Origin of the sequence: Sphingomonas sp. HT-1, assembly GCF_048568905.1 — a bacterium.
Taxonomy (GTDB): domain Bacteria; phylum Pseudomonadota; class Alphaproteobacteria; order Sphingomonadales; family Sphingomonadaceae; genus Sphingomonas.
The window spans coordinates 78,812-95,929 of the sequence record NZ_CP183770.1 but is presented as its reverse complement, the minus strand read 5'-3'; the positions used below and the strand labels follow the sequence as shown (position 1 = coordinate 95,929).

General features: G+C 65.8%; 17 protein-coding genes. 4 read left to right on the top strand and 13 right to left on the bottom strand.

What is annotated here, in order from left to right:
* Nucleotides 1-92 precede the first annotated feature (92 nt).
* Nucleotides 93-227 carry an entericidin A/B family lipoprotein gene (locus tag ACNFJ7_RS00470; RefSeq protein ID WP_019368714.1) on the top strand — a complete coding sequence of 45 codons (135 nt, stop codon included), beginning with the start codon at nucleotides 93-95 and terminating at the stop codon, nucleotides 225-227.
* Nucleotides 228-284: 57 nt separating this feature from the next.
* On the opposite strand, the gene tatC is transcribed toward ACNFJ7_RS00470, so the two are convergent.
* The 8 genes from tatC to argS form a co-directional block, all read right to left on the bottom strand.
* Entirely contained in the window at nucleotides 285-1,073 is a 789-nt protein-coding gene (tatC, locus tag ACNFJ7_RS00465) for a twin-arginine translocase subunit TatC (protein ID WP_019368713.1), read from the bottom strand.
* Nucleotides 1,070-1,498, bottom strand: coding sequence for a Sec-independent protein translocase protein TatB (tatB, locus tag ACNFJ7_RS00460; RefSeq protein ID WP_019368712.1), 429 nt, complete (start codon nucleotides 1,496-1,498; stop codon nucleotides 1,070-1,072). The genes tatC and tatB overlap by 4 nt, the downstream gene beginning before the upstream one ends.
* Before the next feature lie 97 nt (nucleotides 1,499-1,595).
* The gene (locus ACNFJ7_RS00455; RefSeq protein ID WP_019368711.1) at nucleotides 1,596-1,829 is read right to left on the bottom strand and encodes a twin-arginine translocase TatA/TatE family subunit; all 234 of its coding nucleotides are present in this window, start codon (nucleotides 1,827-1,829) and stop codon (nucleotides 1,596-1,598) included.
* A 105-nt stretch (nucleotides 1,830-1,934) separates the two neighbouring features.
* A complete protein-coding gene (scpB, locus tag ACNFJ7_RS00450) occupies nucleotides 1,935-2,534 on the bottom strand; it encodes an SMC-Scp complex subunit ScpB (RefSeq protein WP_019368710.1) in 600 nt (199 codons plus the stop codon).
* Nucleotides 2,531-3,265: a segregation and condensation protein A gene (locus ACNFJ7_RS00445; RefSeq protein WP_019368709.1), complete on the bottom strand. Its 735-nt coding sequence runs from the start codon at nucleotides 3,263-3,265 to the stop codon at nucleotides 2,531-2,533. Before ACNFJ7_RS00445 ends, scpB begins: the two co-directional genes overlap by 4 nt.
* Nucleotides 3,266-3,421: 156 nt before the next feature.
* Entirely contained in the window at nucleotides 3,422-4,423 is a 1,002-nt protein-coding gene (gene nagZ, locus ACNFJ7_RS00440) for a beta-N-acetylhexosaminidase (protein ID WP_019368708.1), read from the bottom strand.
* 40 nt (nucleotides 4,424-4,463) lie between these two features.
* Nucleotides 4,464-5,180, bottom strand: a complete 717-nt coding sequence (locus ACNFJ7_RS00435; RefSeq protein ID WP_019368707.1) for an SPOR domain-containing protein — start codon at nucleotides 5,178-5,180, stop codon at nucleotides 4,464-4,466.
* A gap of 5 nt (nucleotides 5,181-5,185) precedes the next feature.
* Nucleotides 5,186-6,910, bottom strand: a complete 1,725-nt coding sequence (gene argS / locus ACNFJ7_RS00430; RefSeq protein WP_019368706.1) for an arginine--tRNA ligase — start codon at nucleotides 6,908-6,910, stop codon at nucleotides 5,186-5,188.
* A gap of 339 nt (nucleotides 6,911-7,249) precedes the next feature.
* On the opposite strand from argS, the gene ACNFJ7_RS00425 reads away from it, so the two are divergent.
* On the top strand, nucleotides 7,250-8,116 hold the full coding sequence (locus ACNFJ7_RS00425; RefSeq protein WP_026008997.1) for an abortive infection family protein: 867 nt from the start codon (nucleotides 7,250-7,252) through the stop codon (nucleotides 8,114-8,116).
* 58 nt (nucleotides 8,117-8,174) lie between these two features.
* Here ACNFJ7_RS00425 and ACNFJ7_RS00420 read toward each other — a convergent pair whose 3' ends face one another.
* Both ACNFJ7_RS00420 and ACNFJ7_RS00415 read right to left on the bottom strand, forming a co-directional pair.
* Nucleotides 8,175-9,329: a DUF1501 domain-containing protein gene (locus ACNFJ7_RS00420; RefSeq protein WP_019368704.1), complete on the bottom strand. Its 1,155-nt coding sequence runs from the start codon at nucleotides 9,327-9,329 to the stop codon at nucleotides 8,175-8,177.
* A gap of 4 nt (nucleotides 9,330-9,333) precedes the next feature.
* Nucleotides 9,334-10,818, bottom strand: coding sequence for a DUF1800 domain-containing protein (locus tag ACNFJ7_RS00415; protein WP_019368703.1), 1,485 nt, complete (start codon nucleotides 10,816-10,818; stop codon nucleotides 9,334-9,336).
* 233 nt (nucleotides 10,819-11,051) lie between these two features.
* On the opposite strand from ACNFJ7_RS00415, the gene ACNFJ7_RS00410 reads away from it, so the two are divergent.
* Nucleotides 11,052-11,333 (top strand): hypothetical protein, encoded by a 282-nt coding sequence (locus ACNFJ7_RS00410; protein WP_019368702.1) that lies wholly within the window; start codon nucleotides 11,052-11,054, stop codon nucleotides 11,331-11,333.
* Between the two features lie 439 nt (nucleotides 11,334-11,772).
* Nucleotides 11,773-12,588, top strand: coding sequence for a TorF family putative porin (locus tag ACNFJ7_RS00405; protein ID WP_019368701.1), 816 nt, complete (start codon nucleotides 11,773-11,775; stop codon nucleotides 12,586-12,588).
* Between the two features lie 51 nt (nucleotides 12,589-12,639).
* On the opposite strand, the gene ACNFJ7_RS00400 is transcribed toward ACNFJ7_RS00405, so the two are convergent.
* From ACNFJ7_RS00400 to ftsZ, 3 genes are all read right to left on the bottom strand, one after another.
* Entirely contained in the window at nucleotides 12,640-13,779 is a 1,140-nt protein-coding gene (locus ACNFJ7_RS00400) for a deoxyguanosinetriphosphate triphosphohydrolase (protein WP_019368700.1), read from the bottom strand.
* A gap of 67 nt (nucleotides 13,780-13,846) precedes the next feature.
* Nucleotides 13,847-15,478, bottom strand: coding sequence for an SPOR domain-containing protein (locus ACNFJ7_RS00395; RefSeq protein WP_019368699.1), 1,632 nt, complete (start codon nucleotides 15,476-15,478; stop codon nucleotides 13,847-13,849).
* 87 nt (nucleotides 15,479-15,565) lie between these two features.
* Entirely contained in the window at nucleotides 15,566-17,032 is a 1,467-nt protein-coding gene (ftsZ, locus tag ACNFJ7_RS00390; RefSeq protein ID WP_019368698.1) for a cell division protein FtsZ, read from the bottom strand.
* Nucleotides 17,033-17,118 lie beyond the last annotated feature (86 nt).

Here is a 17,118-nt window from a genome sequence, read left to right as displayed (position 1 = left end):
GCGCTGGCTTCGCCCGGTGCGCCTGGTGGAACGTTTCCACCAGCACGGCATTGAAGCTGCGTCCCGCAAACGGGGAAGTTGGAGAATAATCGATGCGTAAACTGATCGCATGTGCCGCACTGGCCGGCACGCTCATGATCGCGGCTTGCAACACGGTTGAAGGCGTCGGCCGGGATGTTTCGTCGGCCGGCGACACCGTTGCCGGCGCTGCCGAAAAATCGAAGTAAGCGCTCGCGCGCAAGCCATTCAACGCCCCTTCTGCCCGGCAGAGGGGGCGTTTTCCGTCAGGCAGCGTCCGCTTCGCCCTCACCCTCACCCGGCTCGGCAACTTTCACGCGCTCGCGACGCCGCCGAGTGAAGTAAATGGCGACCAGCGACAGAAAATACAGGCCCACCAACGGGCCCGCGAGCAGCAGCTGGGAGCCCACATCGGGCGGCGTCAGCACCGCTGCAATCGCCACTGACGCGACGATCGCGTAGCGCCACGCGCCCTTCAGCTGCTCATAGGTGACGATGCCGGCATGCTCGAGCAACATCAGCAGCACCGGCAACAGGAAGGAAATCCCGAAGCCGAAGATGAATTGCATCACGAACTTCAGATAGCTGTTCACATCCGGCAGCGCCTGCTGCTCGACCCCGCCCAGATTGCCCTGGAAACCGAGCAGGAACTTCAGCGCGACGGGGATCGCGATGTAATAGGCCATGGCCGCGCCGGCGGTAAAAAGCACCGGCGTCGCTAGCAGAAACGGCAGCAGCGCCTGTTTCTCGCGCTTGTACAGGCCCGGCGCGACGAACTTCCACAACTGATTGGCGATCACCGGAAACGCGATCATCAAGCCAGCGAAGAACGCGACCTTCACTTCCACCAGGAAGCCGCCGAAAATTTCGGTGTTGATGATCTTCGCCTGGCCCGCAGCCTTCAATGGCGCCACCAGGAATGACAGGATGGCGCGGGCGAAGTAGAGGCTCGCGCCAAACGCGGCCAGCAACGACAGGATCGACCAGATCAGCCGTCGACGCAGCTCGATCAGATGGTCGAGAAGGGGAGCCTGGGTATCGTCGATCTCGGTCACGGCTGCACTTCGCTGACGGGGGGCACCGGCTTTGTCTCCGATGCGGACGAGCTGGTCGTGGAACTCTCGGCCGGTGCAGGATCCGGATGAATTCGCGGCTGCGGAGTCATCACCGGCGCTTCGTCGTCGTGGGGAACATGGGCAACCGCCCCCCCGGCGCCATCCGGTTCCGGCGCGGGAAGCGGGTGCGGCGGATATTGCCGCATAATCCGCTCATTCTCGGCCGCCCACTGCTTCTCCAGCTCCGCAAGTTCGGCCTCGCGGACCATCGAATCGATCCCCGAACGGAACTGGCGCGCTACGCCGCGCGCCCTGCCCACCCATTTGCCGACGAAATGCATCGCCCGCGGCAGATCCTTGGGACCAATGAAGATCACGGCGACGATGGCCACGAGCAACAGCTCTTGGGGCGCGATATCGAACATTCTGTCGGTGTTTCCACTCGCACGGCATGCGCCGGAACGCCCGGCGCGCTGCGATCAAAAGCCGGGCCGCCGACGCCGCCGACGCCCCGGACCGGGCTTAGCGCTGCTCCTCGCGGGCGCGCTCGGCTTCCGGGGTATAGCCGGGCTCCGGCGCGGCCTTGCCTTCGATGCGGGTCGGCTGGGCCGGCTGATCGTCTTCGGCCATACCCTTCTTGAAGTTCTTGATGCCCTTCGCGACGTCGCCCATCATGTGGGAGAACCGGCCACCGCCCAGCAGCAGAATGGCGATGATGCCGACAACCAGCCAGTGCATCAGGCTGAAGCTACCCATTAGAATTCTCCTTGATATCGCGCCCTATCTAAGGCTCGACGCCCCTTACGGCAACGGTTGATCACCGTCCGGCACGCGGGAGCGGCTGAATCGAAGATGCCGCCTCTATTCGTCGTCCGTTACAGTTTCGCTTTCGGCCGCAGCTTCCGCCGCGTCGAGCTGTTCCAAAGCGAGATCGACCGGGTCGAGCAGGCCTGCGGCCTTCAGGTCTTCGATGCCAGGCAAATCACGGCGGCTTGCCAGGCCGAAATGGCTGAGAAAACCGGGTGTGGTGGCATACATCAGCGGCCGGCCCGGCACTTCGCGGCGGCCGGCGGGACGCACCCAGCCTGCCTCCATCAACACATCGATCGTGCCTTTGGAAATCTGCACGCCGCGGATCGCTTCGATCTCCGCCCTGGTCACCGGCTCGTGATAGGCGATAATGGCGAGCGTCTCGATGCCCGCGCGGCTCAGCCTACGGCTGTCTTCCCGATCGCGGCGGAGCAGATGGGCGAGATCGGCCGCGGTCTGGAAGTGCCAGCGATCCCCCCGACGCACCAGCTCGATCCCACGCCCCTGGTAAAAGTCGCCGAGCGCCGCAAGCGCTGCGCGGACGTCAATCTCTGCACCGACATAGGCGCGGATTTCGTCCACCCCCAACGGGCTCTCGGAGGCGAACAGCACTGCCTCCACTGCCCGCGCGGGCTCATCCGGGGCGATCATTGTGGAATCGCCTTCAGGTAGAGCGGTGCAAACGGCGCCTCCTGACGAATTTCCAGCCGCCCCTGCCGCGCCATTTCCAGCGCTGCGACGAACGACGACGCAAGCGCTGACCGGCGATACAGCTCGTTCGTACCTTCGGGCAGGAAGCTCTCGATCGCGCTCCAGTCGACGCGGGTACCGAGCTGCGAGGAAAGCCGTTCCAGCGCCGCTTCCAGCGTCATCACGTCGCGATGCGCGACGACATGCATCACCGGCCGCGTCCGCGCGCTGATCCTGCCATAGGCGGCAATCAGATCGTAGATGGAGGCCCCCCACCGCGCCTGCCGCATCACCCGCAGCCCTTCCGGGGCGCCGCGGGGGAACACGTCGCGCCCCATCCGATCACGCGCAACCAGCCGCGCCCCCGCCTCGCGCATCGCACTCAGCCGTTCGAGGCGAAGCTGCAGGCGCAGGGCGAGTTCCTCCGGACTGGGTGTCTCCGCCGGATTGCGCGGCAGCAGCAGCGCCGATTTCAGGTAGGCGAGCCAGGCCGCCATCACGAGATAGTCGGCGGCAAGCTCCAGCCGCAGCTCTCGCGCAGCATGGACATAGGTAAGATACTGCTCGACCAATTCGAGGATCGAGATCTGGCGCAGATCGACCTTCTGCGTCCGGGCCAGCGCCAGCAGCAGGTCGAGCGGGCCTTCCCAGCCCTCCACCTCGATCTTCAGGATTTCGTCGGCCCCGTCCACCTTGTGGTCATAGGAGGGGGGAGCGGGCCGGGCAAGAATAAGCCCCTCCCCTTCAGGGGAGGGGTTGGGGTGGGACAGTGTCTCGCAGAGACCAACCTAGGTTCTGGAATCCCTCCACCCCCAACCCCTCCTCCGAGGAGGAGGGGCTAGAAAGGGTCACACCCCCAGCAGCGCGTCCCTCTTCGCCAGCAACTCGGCCAGCGGCACGTCCTCGGCTTCCCCCACCGATCCCATCGCCCGCGCCAGCCGATCGAGACAAGCCGCCGGCGCATCGGGAATCCGCCCGGCGATGTCGACCATCTCCGGCATCCGCGCCCAGCAGTCGAGCACCACGTCGCAGCCGGCCGCTAGTGCGCGCTCGGCCTTCTCGCCGGCCGTGCCGGTCAGTGCCTTCATGTCGATATCGTCGGTGAACAATAGTCCGTCGAAGCCGATCTTGCCCCGGATCACCTCCGAAATCACCGTCGGTGACAACGTCGCCGGCAGATCCGGATCCCAGGCTTCGAACACGATATGCGCGGTCATGCCGATCGGCGCATCCTTCAGCCGCTGGAACGGCAGCAGGTCCGCCTCCAGTTCCTCTGCGGTAGCGCGCACGCGGGGCAGTTCCAGATGGCTGTCGACCAGCGCGCGGCCATGGCCCGGCATATGTTTGATGACCCCGGCCACGCCGCCGCGATTGAGCCCGTCGAGCAGCGCGCGGGCAAGTGCCGCCACGCGCACAGGGTCGCCGCCGAACGCTCGGTCGCCGATCGCCGGGGTGCCCCCCGGGATCGCCACGTCGAGCATCGGCGCGAGGTTCACGTTCACCCCAGCCTCGCGCAGGATATGCGCCAGCGCCTGGCCGTTGGCCCGTGCCGCCTCGATCGCGGAGATCGGTGCGCGATCGTACAAGGTGTCGAACGCCGCGCCCGTCGGGAAGGCAGGCCACACCGGCGGCTGCATCCGTGCGACGCGGCCGCCTTCCTGGTCGATCGTGATCGGCAAGTCGTCTCGCCCGTGCAACGCCCGCAGCGAATCCGTCAGCGCGCGCATCTGTTCGGGGTCCACGCAGTTGCGCTTGAACAGGACATAGCCGAGCGGCGCGGCATCACGAAAGAAATCGCGCTCGTCTGCGGTAAGCGCGGGGCCGGACAGGCCGAAGATCACGGGCTTCATGGGCGTGGCCTAGCCGATCCGGCCGGCCCCGCAAACCACTTCAGCTCGCGACGAAGCAGTTCTCGCCGGCAACCTTCAGCTTGCCGCAGAGGTCGCGTGCCTGACCATTGCCGCCGGCGTTCACGCGAAGCCGATAGACGGTCTTGCCATCCTCCGTCACGAACGGGACCACCAGTTTGCCGAGCGGCGCCAGATAGGCGAAGCGCTTGGACATCCGCGTCCAGGCGGCATTCGCCGCGCCTTCGCTCGGAAAGGCGCCAAGCTGCACCAATGCGCCCGCGCCTTCGTTCGCTCGTGCCGATGCCGTCGGCGTTGCGCGCTGGGCAGTCGGCCGCACCGGCGATGGCGGCGGCAGCGCGATCGTCGCGCTCTTGCTTGCTCTGGCTGAAGCGGCGGCATCCCCGCTGTGCTTCTTGCCCTCCACCGGGGCCTCAGGAAGCGCGGCGACGTTGATGCCGGCCTCAGGCGTGGTGCCTTGGCTGGTGCGAAACACGATGTCGCCTTCGCCAGCGATGCGCACGCCGCCCGGATCGTTAGGACGGATCTTGTAAGGCCCCGGCGGCGCAGCGATCAGCGCGCCATTGCCATCCCGCGCGGATTGATGGCGCTGCCAGTAGAGCAGCGCGCCCGCCGCCCCCGCGACGAGCAGCGCCAACATTACGAACAGCACCACCCGTCCGCGCCGCGGCTCCTCATACGCCTCTTCCACGGTCTCCAACCAGGGAAGCCGCTCGCTGTCCTCGTACCGGCCGCTCATCGCCGTTACATCTCCTCGACCGCCTCCACGCCCATCAGCGCGAGGCCGTTGCGGATGACCTGCTGGATCGAGCGGCCGAGGAACAGCCGCGCGCGGGTGAGCGCGGGCTGCTCGACCATCAGGAAACGGCGATCGGCAGAGTCGTTGCCCATATTGTAGAGCGCGTGGAATTCCGCCGCCAGATCATAGAGATAGAAGGCGATGCGATGGGGTTCGCGCGCGCTCGCCGCCGCTTCCACCACGCGCGGGAACTGCGCGGCGAGCTTCGCTACGGCCAGCTCGCGGCCGTCGAGCAGCGACAGGTCCGCCGCCTCGTCCAGGCTGATCCCCGCCTCGGCCGCACGGCGATGCACCGATGCGACGCGCGCATGGGCGTATTGCACGTAGAAGACGGGGTTTTCCTTGGACGTCTCGAGCACCTTGGCGAAGTCGAAGTCCATCTGGGCATCGGCCTTGCGGGTGAGCATGGTGAAGCGCACCACGTCCTTGCCCACTTCGCGCACCACGTCCGCCAGCGTGACGAAATTGCCCGCGCGCTTGGACATCTTCACCGGCTCGCCGGCGCGCAGCAGGCGCACCATCTGGACGAGCTTGACGTCGAAGCGGGTCTTGCCGCCGGTCAGCGCCTGCACGGCGGCGACGATCCGCTTCACCGTTCCGGCATGGTCGGCGCCCCAGATGTCGATCAGCTGATCGGCCGACTGCGCCTTCTGGAAGTGATAGGCGAGATCGGCGCCGAAATAGGTCCATTGCCCGTTCGACTTCTTGATCGGGCGATCCTGATCATCCCCGAATTGCGTCGAGCGGAACAGCGGCAGCTCCACCGGCTCCCAATCCTCGGGCGTCTCGCCCTTGGGGGCCTCGAGCACGCCGTCATAGACGAGCCCGCGCTCGCGCAGCCATGCCTCGGCCTGTTCGGGCTTGCCGGCGGCCTGCAGCTCGGCCTCGGACGAGAAGAGGTCGTGATGGATGCCGAGCAGCGCCAGATCGTCCTTGATCATGACGAGCATCGCCGCGACCGCGGTCTTGCGGAACAGCGCCAGCCATTCGATCTCGGGCGCGGAGACGTACTTGTCGCCGAACTCGGCGGCGAGCTGCTGGCCGACCGGCTTCAGATAGTCACCCGGATAGAGCCCCTCGGGGATCTCGATCGTTTCGCCCAGCGCCTCGCGGTAGCGCAGGTGCGCCGAGCGGGCGAGCACGTCGACCTGGCCGCCCGCGTCGTTGACATAATATTCGCGGATGACCTTGTGGCCGACATATTCGAGCAGGCTCGCCAGCGCATCGCCCACCACCGCGCCGCGGCAATGGCCCATGTGCATCGGGCCCGTCGGGTTGGCGGAGACATATTCGACGTTGACGGTCACGCCCGCGCCCAGCGTCGAGCGGCCATAATCGGCCCCCGCGCGCAGGATCTCGGCGACCTCGCCGCGCCAGCTGTCCTCGTGGAGCGTCATGTTGATGAAGCCGGGGCCGGCGACCGACACGGCGGCGACCTCGTCCAGCTTCTCCAGCTCGGCGACCAGTTTTTCGGCAAGCGCGCGCGGATTGGTCCCGGCGGGCTTGGCGAGCACCATCGCGGCATTGGTGGCAAGATCGCCATGGCTCGGATCGCGCGGCGGCTCGACCGTGATCGCGCGTCGCTCCAGCCCCGCAGGCAGATCGCCGGCGAGGACGAGCGCATCCAGGGCCAGGTTCAGATGCGCGGCGAAACGAGCATAAAGCGTCATTGAGCAATCCAATGGGGAATGGGAGCGGCGGCTGTAGCGCAGTGGCGCGGCGCCGTCATCCCTATTGCAGAACGGCGCTCCCCTGTAAGGGGAAATGAAAGCTCCAGGACATGACGAGCAACCCCTTGCTCACGACGACGGCTACTGGGCAACCATCCAATCTGCGGAACGCAGCCCTCATGCAATCAGATGTGGGCTGGATTGGACCCAAACGGATGAAGATGGCCTACTGAGTTTGACGGATGGATCGAGGGAAAGACACTAACGGGCGATTGCGTGCGGGTTAGCAAACTCCGTATATCAAACCGATCACAAAACTTACCGGCGAGCCGCCTAGGCATGAATTTGTCATTCAACACGCTAGAACGCCTTAACGACATCATCACGGGCGATTCAAAAAAAAGCCCATATCGCTCCGGCTATCAACTGGTAAATTTCTTCAATCAGTTTGGAGAAGAGGACCTCTATGGACAAGGATTCCCCGCTAGGCCTGTATATGTTCGAGAGAAGCTAAATAGATTCAACGGAACGCTGGCCATGAAGGAGGTTATACATTCCGCGTTCGATTTCATTGGAGAAGATGGATTCAATGCCGAAGATGTCGCATATCAATTCAATAAATATCTCACGCGGGACGGATTTCGGCTTATTCTAACAGATGACTACGGGTGGATGGACGGAAATCAAGAGGTCAGAATCAACCCGCGCTTGGAGATCCGCCCTCTGGGTCAGGTCACGTTAGCGCCAACCAGCCTGATTTCCATTAGCCACGAAGCGATCACAGAACAGATAAACAAGGCCAACCAAAAAATACAATCAGGCGATTACGCTGGAGCCATAACTAACGCCTACACTCTTGTAGAACATCTTCTAAAGCTTCTCCTAACTGAAACAAAAACAAATTTCAAGGAAACTGAAGGAGACATAAGGTCGCTATACAAGGCCTTACAGCCAGCTTTAAACCTAGACCCCACAAAACTTGCCGATCCTCTGAAGCCCGTTGTAGGCGGCTTCCAGTCCCTGATCAGCGGCGTCTTCGAAATGGCCAACAAAAGAAGCGACCGCCACGCACGTCAGTTCAACCCCGCCCGTCACCATGCCAAGCTTACAGTTAACGCCGCGTTTGCTCTGTGCGAGTTTCTTGTTGAGAGCCGCGATTACCAGAGAGCTAAAAGTGCTCGAAGCGATGATCAGGAATTCACTTAATTTTGCGATAGCGACTATATGATAAGAGCATTACCTGCCTAAAGGCAGCCCTAAACCCTTACCCCCGCACCAGCCCCTCCATCCCCGCCGCCGTCGCCATCGCCGGGAACAGCGCCTTCGCCGTTCGCGCCGGCGCCAGCCCGAAGTGCCGCGACACCGCGCTCGCGATCAGCACGTCGAGCGACGTGGTCGGCTTGAGGTCGCGCCCCTCGTACAGCGCCGCGTCGCCCAGCCCGGGCCAGTCGGCCTGCACCCGGCCGCCCTGCACCGCGCCGCCGAGCAGCATCGCGACCGAGCCGGTGCCGTGATCGGTGCCGCCAGTGCCGTTGGCCTTCACCGTCCGGCCGAACTCGGTCGCCACCACCACCAGCGTATCGTCCCAATGCGGCCCCAGCCCGGTCTTGAGCGCCGCGACCATCGCGTCGAGGCCCTTGAGCTGCCCGCCCAGCCGTCCACGCTGGCCGGAATGGGTGTCCCAGCCGCCGGTCTCAATCATCGCGATGCGCGCGCCGCCTGGGGCGGAGAGGAGCTTGGCGGCCAGCGTGCCGGTGTCCGCGGCCTTCTTGCCGCCATCGCTGCCGAGGTCGCCGGTCAGCATCCGCGTCGCCATCGCTTCCTGCCAGAGCGGGTGGAGCTGGCGGTCCCCCTCGTACATCGCGCTCACCCGAGCGAGCAGGTCGTCCGAGGCGTCGGGCAGCGACGACGGGGCATAGCTTGCAACGTCCACCGGTCCACGCAGCGCCATAGGTACGGTCGACGCCAGCGCGATGGCCTTGTCCTCCGTCGGCAGAAGCCGGAGCAGCCGGTTCATCCAGCCGTCCTTCAACTGATAGGCCGCAGTACCCCCGGTCTCGAGCACGTTCTGGCCATCGAAATGCGAGCGGTCGCGGTAGGGCGAGGCCACCGCATGGACGAACAGCGCCTGCTTGGCCTCGTACATGCCCAGCATGTTCGCCATCGCCGGGTGCAGCGCGAACATGCCGTCTAGCTTGGGCGCATCGCTGAAGTCGGCGGCAAGTTCGCCCCGCGCGCCGACATAGACAGGATCCCCAACCGGCGCGACGATCCCCAGCCCATCGGCGGCGCCGCGCTGGATGATGAAGACGAAGCGGCGTTCCGTACGGGCGGCGGCGAAGGCCATGCGCGCGCCCAGCGGGGAGACCAGCAGCGCGGTGGCGCCGGCGGACAACAGGGTGCGGCGGTTCAGGTTCATGGCGCTATCTCCGCAGGAACTCGGGCGCGACCAGCATCAGCGCGACCCCCTGGCTATTGCTCTCCGCCCGCGCGATGGCCTGGGCGGTGGCCGGGCTCAGCGCCTGCGGAAACAGTTCGGCGGCGCGCTGACGCGGATCGATCAGATCGCGCGTGCGCTGCGCCAATCGCTCGGACGCCTCGACGCGCCGCAGCACCGCATCGGGCGCCGCCCAGGCGCCCGCCACATCGTCCCAGCCCGCAGGGGAGCCTGGCTTCCACACCGGTTGTCCAAGCTGGTTCATCAGCCCTGGCACGGCGTTGGGCTGCAATTGCTGCATTCCCAATGCGCGCATTGCGGAGATCGACCATTCCCAGGGGGACTTGAACTTGACAGGTGCGGGCGCCCAGCATTCAGGCGCGGCGATCAGCGCACGGTACAGGCTGGGCAGGTCGCCGCCCGTCTGCACGAAAACACTCTGCAACCGATCGACCAGCTTTGGCGGCGGCGTGTCGCCGGCAAAGTGGCGGGCGAGCTTGGTCGCGATGTGGGTAGCCGTCGCAGGATGCGTGGCCAAATGGTCCAGCACCGCCGCCGCCTGCGCCTCGCCGGCTTGCGGCCAGGATCGGCCGAGGATGGTGCGGGTGCCCGGCTCGTGCATGGGCGCGAAGAACAGGAAATTGCCGGGTCTCCCGGTAGGCCCGCCATAGTTCGATGCCGCCCCACGGCCGAAGCCGGCGATCGTCCATCCGGTCAGCGCCCGGGCGAACTCGGTCACGTCGCTCTGGCTATAGCCAGTGCGCACCCCCAGCGTGTGTAGTTCGAGAATCTCTCGCGCCAGATTCTCGTTGAGCCCGAAGGCACGCCGAGCGTTGGGCCGGTTCCCGGCGCGCACCGCGATCGGACTGTTCGCCCCCACCGAGCGTGTCTGATCGAGGAACGACAGCATCGCCGGATGCCGCTCCACCGCGAACAGCATGTCGCGGAAGCTGCCCATCAGGTGCGGGCGGATCGCTTCGAACTCGAACGCGCCGGCCAGGCTGGTCACCTCCGCCTTGTCGCCTGATATGGCGAAATGGTTGGCCCAGAAATGCACGAGCCGCTCGGCAAAAGGCGCGGGCGACGTGATCGCCGCCAGCGCGCGCGCCGTCACCGCACCGTTATAAATCTGGCGAGTTTGCTGCGAGAACTGCTTGCGCAGGATGGCTGCGGGATCATCCTCGGCCGCTGCCGCCGGTGCCTCGACCATACCTGGCTCCGCTCCCGATTTCAGGTTCGACCGCCGGGACTCAGCGGGCGGTAACGCCTTGCGCGCGCGCTGCAGTTGCTCGCGATACGCCACAAAGCGTGCGGCAAGATCGGCGCCGGCGGGCTGCCCCGCCAACGCGGCCGGCGCAACCGTATAGTACTGTAATTGCCGATCCAGCCAGTCGCGCGGATCGGCGCCGGGGTCTTCCCCAGGACGTCCACCCAGCCCGAAACGATTCAACGCGATACTCTTGTGCGCCATCGGCGTACCCTCCGACGATGGCGGCAATCCTGGCGCTGAACTGTCGCAGAAGTTTGCCAGCGCCAACGGTTCGCCGCATCCGCAACCGTTTGCCGCAATTTACAGTTGCACGGATTGCAACCATGACCCCCGGCATTTGCGATTGCCGAATCTGCTGCACCGCAACAATCTGTCGGTCAAGAACACAAGAAGGATGCTGATCTGGCTCTTTTCGAACTCGAAGGAGAAAGATCTTGACCCGTTTCACTCTCGCCCTCGTCGCAAGTCTGTTCGCCGCCGCTCCGGCTTTCGCCGGCGACAACGCTGACAGCCGCAGCTTCACCCGCGATGGCGTCACCTATGTCTACACGTCGACCGCCAAGGGCGACATGCAGATCCTGGAAGGCGTCGCCAAGCCCGCGAACCAGCGCTTCCGCCTTGTCGTGCGCAACGGCTGGGTCGATGGCAATGCCGCTGGCAATCACGTATCCTTCCGCGTCCCGAAGGCGGAAAAGGTGCAGGTCGCGCAGCGCTGATCGCCGCATCAAACCTACGGAAAAATGCCCCCGTGATCGCCATGCGATCACGGGGGTTTCCGTTCTGGGGGGACGGAACAGAATAGCTAAAGGTGAGCCCGGCAGGCGCGGCCGATCGGCTTGCTACCGGGAGGTTGCACAAGGCGGGCTGTATGAACGGTCAGCTGCGCCGTTCCTAACCCCTTGAGCAACCAAGCATCTCTCCTGCCGATTGTTCTATCAGCCTGCCGTTGCAAAACGCTTTCGAGGCAGTGACAAAACAGGTCCAGTGCCGCCTTTTATCGCCGTGGACATATTTTAACACATTCCAGACATAAAGAGGACATGCTGCATTGCAAATGTAGCCGGAGGACGAAAGGGAGGCCCCATCTGGAGAGCCAACCATCGCCCTACGCAGGCGGGAACCTTCACCTCACTCGCATTCGAGAGGGAATGTTCCATGAAGACCCGTCTCGCCGCCGTAGCCCTGCTCGGCCTGGCCACTCCCGCTTTCGCTCAGGAAAGCGATCCGCCTAAGCCGGTTACCGTATCTGGCAGCGTCGCCCTCGTATCCGATTATCGCTTCCGCGGCGTGTCGCAGTCCAATGAGGAAATGGCAATTCAGGGCGGCCTCACCGTTTCGCACCAAAGCGGCGCCTATGCAGCGGTCTGGGCCTCGAATCTTGCCGGCTGGGGAACGTTTGGCGGCTCCAACACGGAACTCGATCTCGTCGGCGGGTACAAGCTACCGCTCGGCAGCGGCGCGACGCTCGACGTCGGCCTCACCTGGTACATGTATCCGGGCGGTGCTTCCAAAACCGATTTCGCCGAGCCTTATGTGAAGCTCAGCGGCTCGATCGGCCCGGTCTCTGCGCTTGCGGGCGTTGCCTATGCCCCGGCGCAGGAAGCGCTCGGCAACTGGAGCAACACGCCGGAAAGCCGCGCGGGCGACAAGGAAGACAATCTCTATCTCTGGGGCGACATCAGCACCGCCGTTCCGCAGACCCCCGTCACGCTGAAAGCCCATCTCGGCTATTCGGACGGTAACCCGGGCCTCGGGCCGAACGGCACCAGCGTCGCACCTACCGGCAGCTATGCCGATTGGTTGATCGGTGCGGACCTCGCGCTGGGCCCGGTCGTCCTCGGCGTCGCATATGTCGACACCAGCATCAGCAAGGCCGAGAGCCAATATCTCCAGCCCAACTTCTCGAACACCAAGGATGGCTCGACGATCGCGGGCAGCCAGGTGGTGTTCTCGCTGAGCGCGGCCTTCTGATCATCGCACCGGGACTTCCCTCGCATGAACGGGGGAAGTTTCGGTGCATCCTCAAAAGCCCTCGGGCAGATCGATCGTCCCACAAAGCTCGCGATACCGCGCGATGGCGTAGCGATCGGTCATCCCGGCAATGAAGTCGGCGATGTGCCGGCTCCGCCAGGGCTCCTCCTCCGGCAGCGCATCCCGCCATTCCGCCGGCATCGTCGCAGGATCGGCCGCATAGGCGGCGAACAGCCCGGCCACCACCTGCCGCGCCGCGTCGGCCGCAGCCAGTTGGCTTGGGTGGTGGTAGAGATTCGCGTACATGAAGCGCTTCAGCCCGCGCTCGGCATCACGCATCTCGGGCGAGAAGCCGGCCAGGCACTGTCCGGCGTCGCGAACATCGTCCACGGTCTCCACCCCCGCGTTAGCAACGCGGCGCTGTGTTTCGGCCATCAAATCGTTGACCATGGCGCCGATCTGCGAACGGATGAGTTCGCCGGTCAGCCGCTTCGGGCGTACGCCGGGGAACCGCGCCTCCACTTCACCCCAGGCGCGCGCGATCATCGGTACTTCCATGATCTGATCGAGGGTCAGCAGCCCGGCGCGCAGGCCATCGTCGATATCGTGATTGTCATAGGCGATATCGTCGGCGATCGCCGCCACCTGCGCTTCCAGCGAGGGCCATTGGTTCAGGTGCAACGGGAAGGCGGTGTCCGTGCCCGCCAGCGCCCATTGCGGTTCGTGGATCGGGCCGTTGTGCTTGGCCAGGCCCTCCAGCGTATCCCAGGTGAGGTTCAGGCCATCCCACGCAGGATACGGCTTCTCGAGCACCGTCAGCGTGCGCAGCGTATGTCCGTTGTGATCAAACCCGCCCTTGCCCGCCAGCGCCGCTTCCAGCGCATCCTCACCGGCATGGCCAAAGGGCGGATGGCCGATATCGTGCGCCAGGCAGAGCGCCTCGGTCAGATCCTCGTTCAGCCCCAGCGCACGCGCAATTGCGCGGCCGATCTGCGCCACTTCCAGGCTGTGCGTGAGGCGCACGCGGAAATGGTCGCCATCGGGCGCCATGAACACCTGGGTCTTATGCCGCAGCCGACGAAAGCTGATCGAATGGATGATGCGGTCGCGGTCGCGCTGGAACGCGTCGCGAGGGCCGCGCGCGCCGCCGCCCGGTTCGGGATGGAGGCGACCGCGAGTCTGGCCGGGCATACAGGCCCAGGGGGAAATGGGTTTCACCTGGTGCGCCCTAGCGGAGCGAACCGCGCTTGTCGAAGTCTCAAGGCGCGATCTTGCTTACCTTCTGGCCTGCCTCGCTCGCTACGACAAAGGCCGAAACGCCGTCGCCCGCCAGCTTGTTGACGAAGCCCTGCGCCTCGGCATTGGTCTTGAACGGCCCCGTCATGATCCGATTGGTCGCGCGCACCGGCGTCCACCAGCCGCCGCGCCCCTTGAACAACGCAGGCGCCTTGGCGACCACGCCCTTCCACGCGCGATTCAAAGTATCCTCATTTGCGCCGCTGGCCACCTGCACCCAGATCCGCGCGGGATCGGTCTTCGCCGGATCGGGTTTTTTCGGCTCGGGCTTCTTGCCCTTTCGCGCATCGCCCCTGCCGGGCTTGGTTGCTTCGGCATCGGTCATCCGCGGATCGGAGCGCTTGGCACCACGCGCAGGCTTGCTTTCCGGCGCATCCTCGTCGGCCATTGCCGCCGGCTTGGGCGTCGGCTTGGGCTTCGCCGCCACGGGCACGGCTGGCGGTGCGGTGCGCGCAACCGCGGGCGGCGTTACCGTCACCGGCCGGCGGACCAGCGCCCGCTCGCTATCGGGAACGGAAATGCCGGCGATGATCGACGCAAGCGTCGAACTCTCCGCGCCAACCCTCGCTGTTTGCGGCGGCGCGGCCGGCCGTGGCTGCACCGGGGCCGGTGCCGGCGCCGGTGCCGGTGCCGGCGTGGGCGTAGGGGTTGGCGTCGGCGTCAAGGCGCGCGCCGGCGGCGCCACTTGCGCCTGCGCAATACGCGGTGCGGTCGATCGAATCGTCCGCGCCGCCGGCGTGGCTGCGGGCACGGGCGCCGGCTGCGCCCGCGTCACCTGCCCGGCCGCAGCGCCTGGCACATAGGCCGGCAACGATGGCGCAAGCCGCGCATCGGCAAGCCGCGCCGGCGTGGGCGAAAGCGCGCCGAAATGCACCGCGAAGGCGCGATCGGCAGCAGGCAATGCCTGCAACCGGCGGAAGAAGGGCAGCAGATCCTTGCCCATCGAGCCCGGCATCATCGTTGCCGCGATTTTCTCGGCACCCTGCACGTCGCCGTTCATCGCCAGGATGAAGGCGCGGGCGCGCCAGGCGGGGCGATCCTGCGCCCGCAACAGGGCATCCAGTTCCCGCTGCGCCTGGTCCGGATTGCCGCTGATGCCCATCGAGAGCGCGTAGCGGCGCACCACTTCGTCCTCGCGCCGGGTGGCGAGCGCCAGCTTGTAATCGCGCTGGGCAAGCAGCGGTTGGCCGAGCAGATCATAGGCGAAGCCGCGATCGGCAGCATATTCGCGCGGATCCACGCCGCGCGATTCGGCCTGCTGGAACAGCCGCAAAGCCTCGCCGGGGCGCTCCATCCGCACCAGCACCGCTGCGCGCGTGCTGGCGATGCGCGGGTTGCTCGATTCCACCGCCTCGGCGCGCTGCAGCAGCGCCAGGCTTCCCGAAAGATCGCCCAAACGGGTGCTCAGCCGGGCGGCGGCGAGCAGCGCGTCCACGTCCTGCGGATTTTCCGCAAGTACCCGCATCTGCGTCGCCAGCGCGTCCGCGTCCGGATTGTGCTGCTGCACAACCTCGTTCTGCGCGCGCACCGGGGACGCACCTAGGATGAGCGCCGACGCGATAGCGCCGATGCCAAGATGTCTTTTGCTGATCATGCCAACCAACCTGCTAGCGCCGCGGCGCTGAACGGCCGCTGACAAGCGGGACGGGTGGCCGGCGAACCGTGCCACCCGTGCGCCCTGTTACTGGTTGTTCTGGCTGCGCAGGAACCGCGGGATATCGAGCGGGTCCTTGTCCTCGTCCTCGCCCGCCTTGCCGGTGCCGCCGCGCGAAGCCGAGGCCATGCGCTCGAACAGCGTGCCGCCGGTCTTCGCGCGCGGACGCGTGTCGGCATCCTCGTCGCCGCCGGTCAGCCAGCGACGGCGGCCGGCCGGAGCTTCGGGAGCAGGTGCGGGCGCCGGGCGCGGTTCGGCCGCGGGTGCCGGCACCATTGCGTCCGCACCCAGCAGCAGTTCGTCGGCGGGGGGCACCGGGGCAGCAGGCTCCGGCGCCGGTACAGGCGCGGCCGCGACGGGTTCCGGCGTCACCGGCGCCGGTGCTTCCTCGACGACCGGCGCGGGTGCCGGCTCCGGAGCTGCAACGGGAGCAGTTGCCGCCGCTGCAGGTTCGGCCGTCGTGCGACGCGGCGTGGAGAAGGAAAAGACGCGCGGCTGCTCGGCCGGTGCCGCCGGGCGGTTCTCGACATTCGCGTCGATACCGGTGGCGACCACCGACACGCGGATGCGGCCTTCCAGCTCCGGGTTGAACGCCGAACCCCAGATGATGTTCGCGTCGGGATCGACCAGCTCGCGGATGTGGTTGGCGGCCTCGTCCACCTCGAGCAGGCGCATGTCCTCGCCGCCGGTGATCGATACGATCACGCCCTTGGCGCCGTTCATCGAGACGCCGTCCAGCAGCGGGTTGGCGATCGCCTTCTGGGCGGCAATCAGCGCGCGGTCGTCGCCGTCCGCCTCGCCGGTGCCCATCATCGCCTTGCCCATCTCCTGCATCACCGAACGGACGTCGGCGAAGTCGAGGTTGATCAAGCCGGGCATCACCATCAGGTCGGTAATGCCGCGCACACCCTGCTGCAGCACCTCGTCGGCCATCTCGAACGCTTCCTTGAAGGTCGTGTTCGCGTTGGCGATCAGGAACAGGTTCTGGTTCGGGATGACGATCAGCGTATCGACATATTTCTGCAGCTCTTCGATGCCCGCCTCGGCCGACTGCGCGCGGCGCTTGCCTTCGAAGGCGAACGGCTTGGTCACCACACCCACGGTGAGAATGCCCATGTCACGCGCCGCCTTCGCGATCACCGGCGCCGCACCGGTGCCGGTGCCGCCGCCCATGCCGGCGGCGATGAAGCACATGTGTGCGCCCTCGAGCGACGCCTGCACCTGCTCGATCGTCTCCTCGGCCGCGGCACGGCCGATCTCGGGCCGCGAACCCGCGCCCAGGCCTTGTGTGATCTTCGCGCCCAGTTGGATGCGCTGGGGCGCCACCGACTGCTTCAGCGCCTGCGCATCGGTGTTGGCGACCAGAAATTCGACGCCCTGCACCTCGGCGCGGATCATGTTGGCGATGGCGTTACCGCCGGCGCCACCAACCCCGATCACCGCGATCTTCGGCGTCAGTTCGTCCACGTCGGGCGGAAGGAAATCGATACTCATTCTATGGTCTCCCGTGGCAGCGCATCGCGCGCGCTGCGCAACCTGAAATTCTTGTCTGCACGAACCGAGGCGACGACTCTAGCCCT